4 protein-coding genes are annotated in these 4,846 nt (G+C 71.7%); all 4 read right to left on the reverse strand.

Features of this window, described 5'->3' with window-relative positions:
* Positions 1 to 69 precede the first annotated feature (69 nt).
* Genes ACPA54_RS09870 through ACPA54_RS09885 form a run of 4 tightly spaced genes read right to left on the reverse strand, consistent with a single transcriptional unit; the run spans position 70 to position 4,622 of the window.
* Positions 70 to 693 (reverse strand): class II aldolase/adducin family protein, encoded by a 624-nt coding sequence (locus tag ACPA54_RS09870; RefSeq protein ID WP_423528312.1) that lies wholly within the window; start codon positions 691 to 693, stop codon positions 70 to 72.
* On the reverse strand, positions 690 to 1,889 hold the full coding sequence (mtnK, locus tag ACPA54_RS09875; RefSeq protein WP_423528313.1) for an S-methyl-5-thioribose kinase: 1,200 nt from the start codon (positions 1,887 to 1,889) through the stop codon (positions 690 to 692). Before mtnK ends, ACPA54_RS09870 begins: the two co-directional genes overlap by 4 nt.
* Position 1,890: 1 nt before the next feature.
* The gene (locus tag ACPA54_RS09880) at positions 1,891 to 3,006 is read right to left on the reverse strand and encodes an ABC transporter permease (protein ID WP_423528314.1); all 1,116 of its coding nucleotides are present in this window, start codon (positions 3,004 to 3,006) and stop codon (positions 1,891 to 1,893) included.
* Complete coding sequence (locus ACPA54_RS09885) at positions 3,003 to 4,622, reverse strand: sugar ABC transporter ATP-binding protein (RefSeq protein ID WP_423528315.1); 1,620 nt, start codon at positions 4,620 to 4,622, stop codon at positions 3,003 to 3,005. The genes ACPA54_RS09880 and ACPA54_RS09885 overlap by 4 nt, the downstream gene beginning before the upstream one ends.
* Positions 4,623 to 4,846 lie beyond the last annotated feature (224 nt).

A 4,846-nucleotide genomic window follows, 5' to 3' on the forward strand; every position in this document is an offset into this window, starting at 1 on the left:
GCCCGCAACCCTTCGGGGTTGCGGGCCCGTCGCGTTGTCCGGAGCCGCCGGGTCCGTGCGGCGGGACCGTCAGCGGTGTACCGCGTGCTCCCGCAGTTCGACCGGGAACTCCGTCATCCGGTCCCCCCGCAGCAGCATCCGGTAGGTGTACCGCGCGGCGCTCTCCAAGTTGAGCGCGCCGCGCAGGGCCGCGGCCGGGGTGGGGCCCAGCGTCGAGCAGCCGTGGTGGGCCAGGACGACGCAGTCGGCGCGGCGGGCCGCGGCCGCGGCGGCGTCGGCGAGGGCGGTGGAGCCGTTGGGGTGGAACGGGATGCGTTCCACGACCGGGGCATAAGCGACGTGGTCGAGGGTGACCTGGCGGATGCGCTCGCCCATCGCGTCGACGAGCACCGCGTATTCGGGGTGGACGTGGACGATCGCGCCGGTGTCCGGGCGGACCTGGTAAGTGCGCTGGTGCAGGCGCCATTCGCTGGACGGTTCCGCGCCGTGCAGTACGGAACCGTCCAGGGTCATCACCGCGAAGTCGGACGGCGTGAGCCGGTCGAGGCGGCAGCCGGTGCCCGTGACCGCGAAGGTGTCCGTCCCCGGCACCCGGGCCGAGAGGTTGCCCCCGGTGGCCAGCACCAGGCCGGCGTCGACGCTGTCCTGACCGGTGTCGATCAGCCGGGCGACGACCTCGGCCGCTGCCGTCATCCGGCGGCCCCGAGCGCCTTTCGGCACAGGCCCGCGACGTCTTCGGCACCCAGCGCGGCACGGCCGACGAGGAGGGTGCGGGACAGCCGCAGCATGGCGGACGCGGCGGCGGTGTACGGCGCGTCGTCGAGGGTTTCGACGTCGCTGACCTTGGCCAGGCCGACGGTGCGCCGCGCGGCTTCGCAGCCCGCGAAGCCGAAGCAGTCGCGCAGGATCGCGGTCAGCCAGCCGTCCAGGAACACGTCCGGGTAGCCGGCCGGGTCGCGGCGCTCGGGCCAGTGCGCGGCGAAGCGGGCCGCGAAGACCCGCCAGCTCGTCTCGACGGAGCCGAACAGCGCGTCCGCGCGGGCGTCGTCGCCGAGGACCGCGGCGCGCATGCCGGCGAACACCAGGTTCGCCCACAGCATCCCGAGGTCGAAGCCGATCGGCGCGTAGCAGGCGAACTCCGAGTCGAACGCTTTCACCGAGACGCCGTCGCCGCTGCCCCGCACGAACACCGACCCGGTGTGCAGGTCGCCGTGCACGAGCATTTCCTGCTGGGTGAGGAACGCGCGCTTCATCTCCAGCGCGGCCGCCACCCACGCCGCGTCGGCCTGGAGCGCGGCGAGCAGCGGGGCGACGGACGGGCGGACACTGTTGCGCTCCGCCCCCAGGAACGGCTCGGTGAACACCAGCGCTTCGCTGATCGCGCACAGCTCCGGGTTCGCCGCGGCGGCGGCGCGCAGCCGGAACTCCTCCTCGGTGAGCTTGAGGAAGGACGTGCCGAAGGCGACGTCGGCGACATACTCGCTCAGCCGCTCCACGATGCCGTCGTGCGCGCCGCCCGCGTTGAGCCGGGTTCGGAACACCTCGTGGTCGGAGAGGTCTTCGAGCACCAGGACGTTGTGCTCCTCGTCGAAGTCGAGAAGCCTGCACACGTGCTCGGACAGCGCGCCGTGCACGGTGAGCGCCGACGCCTCGCGGGCGGCGCGCAGTTCGGTCATCGGCCACTCGGGTCCGACCAGGCGGACGTACGGGAGCGCCTGCTTGAGGACGACCCGCCGGCCCGCCGCGTCGACGCAGATGAACACCAGGTTGAGGTTGCCGTCGCCGACCTCGGTGACGGTCAGGGTGTCCGCGTCGACGAGGCCGCGCAGCGTCGGCCGGCCCGCGACGTAGCCGGGGACGTCGCCGGCGGTCAGCACCACGTCTGCCATGTCAAACCTCCACGCTGGTCTTGCCGGCGCCGCTCTCCGTGGCGGCCGCGGCCGGCGGTGCCACGGTACGGGTCCCGCCGTCGCGGCCCTTGCGCCGCAGGGAGAAGGACATCAGGAGGGCGAAGATCAGCACCAGTCCCTTGATGAGGTCCTGCGTGTAGTACGGGAGGCCGCGCATGGTCAGGCCTTGCAGGATCAGGCCGATGAAGACCGCCCCGACGAAGGTGCCGAGCGCGTTGGGCTTCTTCGCGCCGAGGACTGCGAAGCCGACGAGCGTCATGGCCACCGCGTCGAGGAGCGACGAGTCGCCCGCGGTGACGTCGCCCTGGCGCAGCCGCGAGGCGAGGATGATGCCGGCGACCGACGCGAGCAGGCCGGAGATGGCGTACGCGGCGAACTTGTAGCGCCGCACCCGGGTACCCGCGAGCCGGGCGGCTTCCTCGTTGCCGCCGACCGCGTAGAACACCCGGCCGTAGCGGGTGCGCTCCAGGAAGACCCACATGAGCAGCGCGATGACCAGGAAGAGGTAGACCGAGATCGGCATCCCGAGCAGCTTCTTGCTGTCGATCGATGTGAAGTCCTCGGTGAACTTGCCCTTCACCACGGTGCCGTCGTTGAGCCGCATGCCGGTGGTGAGGGTCTGGCCGTCGACCAGCCAGCGCTTGAGGCCCTGGATGGTGAACATCGTGCCGAGGGTGGCCAGCAGCGGCGGGACGCGCAGGAACACGATGAGCGTGGCGTTGAAGCAGCCCACCAGCAGGCCGACGAGCAGGCAGCCGGCGATGGCCGTGGGGCCGGTCAGCTCGTAATGGATCATCAGCTCGGCGGCCACTGTGACGGAGAGGCCGGTGACCGCGCCGACGGACAGGTCCAGGTCGCCGACGATGGCGGTGAGCGTCATGCCCAGCGCGGCGATCGCGGCGACCGACTGGATCTGCAGGATCGAGACGGTGTTGTGCCAGGTGGCGAATCCGGATGCGGTCACGGAGAAGAAGATGCCGAGCCCGACACCGACCATGATGACGCCGTAGCGCACCACGAAGTCGCTCGCGATGCCGAGGACTTCCCGGTTGTTCGCGTTGGCCCGAGTCTTCGGGGCGGATGCCTGCACGTTCATGCACCCCTCTCCTTTCCGGCTGTTCCGGGGGTTCGTTGTCCGGGGTCTGCTTCGGGGCCTGCTTCGGGGCCTGCTTCGGGGCCGAGGAATTGCGACGCGCGGATGCTCATCGCGTCGATCAGCCGTTCCCGGGAGGCTTCCGCGAGCGGCATGTCGGCGGTGACCTGCCCGCTGTTGAAGACGACGATGCGGTCGCCGACTTCGAGGGCTTCGTCGACGTCGGAGGTGGCCACGAGGACCGCGGCCGAGGACGCGAGTTCGCGGACGATCGCGCCGATGTCGTGCCGGGCGTTGATGTCGACGCCGCGGAACGGCTCGTCGAGCAGCAGTACGCGCGGCTTGCCGAGCAGCCACCGTCCGATGACGACCTTCTGCTGGTTGCCGCCGGACAGCGTCTCGATGGGCGCGTTCGGCCCGGACGCGACCACGCCGATCTCGCGCATCTTGGCGGCCGCGGCGCGGCGTTCGGCACCGGTGCGCATCAGCGTGCCGGCCGTGAAGTCGGCGGTGAACGGCAGCGTCATCTGGGACGCGAGCGACCAGCCGGGAATGATGGCCTGCTCGTGCCGTGATTCGGGCACCAGGTAGACGCCTTGTTTGATGGCGTCGTGCGGGTGTCCGGGCGCGTACGGCTTGCCGTCGAGCGTGCCGCGCCCGGAGGCGGCGCGGCCCGCGCCGAAGACCCATTCGAGCAGTTCGGTCTTGCCGCTGCCGAGGAGGCCGAGCAGCACGGTGACGTGGCCTTGGCGGACGTCGAGCCCGAACGCGGGGGTGTCCGGGAACACCCGCACGCCCTTCAGCGACAGCACGGGCTCCCCGCCGGGCAGCGCGTCGCGTGCCATCTGCGCGGGCGTGCGGTCGAACAGTGCGGTCAGCACCGTCGGCCAGGAGAATCCGGTGCCGCCGGGCTGCGGGTCGAACTCGCCCTGCATGGCACCGTCGCGCAGGACGCCGACCCGGTCGCAGAGCTGGTCGATCTCGGCGAGCTTGTGGGTGACGAAGAGGACGGTCATGCCGTCCGCAGCGAGCGCGCGCACCAGGTCGAACAGCCGGGCGCTCTCCTCGCTGGACAGCGCGGACGTCGGTTCGTCCAGGATGAGCAGGCGCGGCCGACGTGAGAGCTGCCGGGCGAGCACCAGCAACTGGCGCTCGGAAACGCCGAGTTCGCGGACCGGGGCGCGCAGTGTCGCCTTGTCCAGGTGCATGCCGAGCGTCGCGGCGACCTCCACCGCTTGCGCTTCCGTGCGGCGGCGGCTGAACAGCACCGGCGACGATCCGTCGCTGAGGCGGTCGAGCGCGAGATTCTCCGCGACCGTCATGTCGAGGATGACCCCGTCGTTCGGGTTCTGGTGCACGGTGCCTATGCCGCTGCGCTGGGCGGCGAGCGGATCGGGGAAGACGACGGTCTCGCCGTCCCTGAGGATCGAGCCGCCGTCGGGCGCCTCGGCACCCGAAAGCACCTTGATGAGCGTCGACTTGCCCGCTCCGTTGGCGCCCATCAGGCCGTAGATGGAGCCCTTTTCCAGGGTGAAGCTGACACCGCGCAGCACCCGGTTCGGTCCGTAGCTCTTCTCGATGCCGCGGACGTCGAGGACCGGGCTGGATTCCTGCCGCAAGGGTGCCTCCTTTCCGGACGTGCCACGGATGTTCGGGGAGCCGGCCGGTTGGGGGTGGGCGAGGGGTGGTCGAGGCGGTCGGAACCGCGGCGCGGGCCGACAGGGGACGCGGCCCGCGCGACGCGGTTCCGACCGGGGCGCGGGCGGGCGGGGGGGGGCGGCCGCGGGGGGGGGGGGGGGGAGGGCGGGGGGTGGCGGGGGGGGGGCCCACCCCCCCCCGGTTA

Source organism: Uniformispora flossi (assembly GCF_049534875.1).
Classification (GTDB): domain Bacteria; phylum Actinomycetota; class Actinomycetes; order Streptomycetales; family Streptomycetaceae; genus Yinghuangia; species Yinghuangia aomiensis.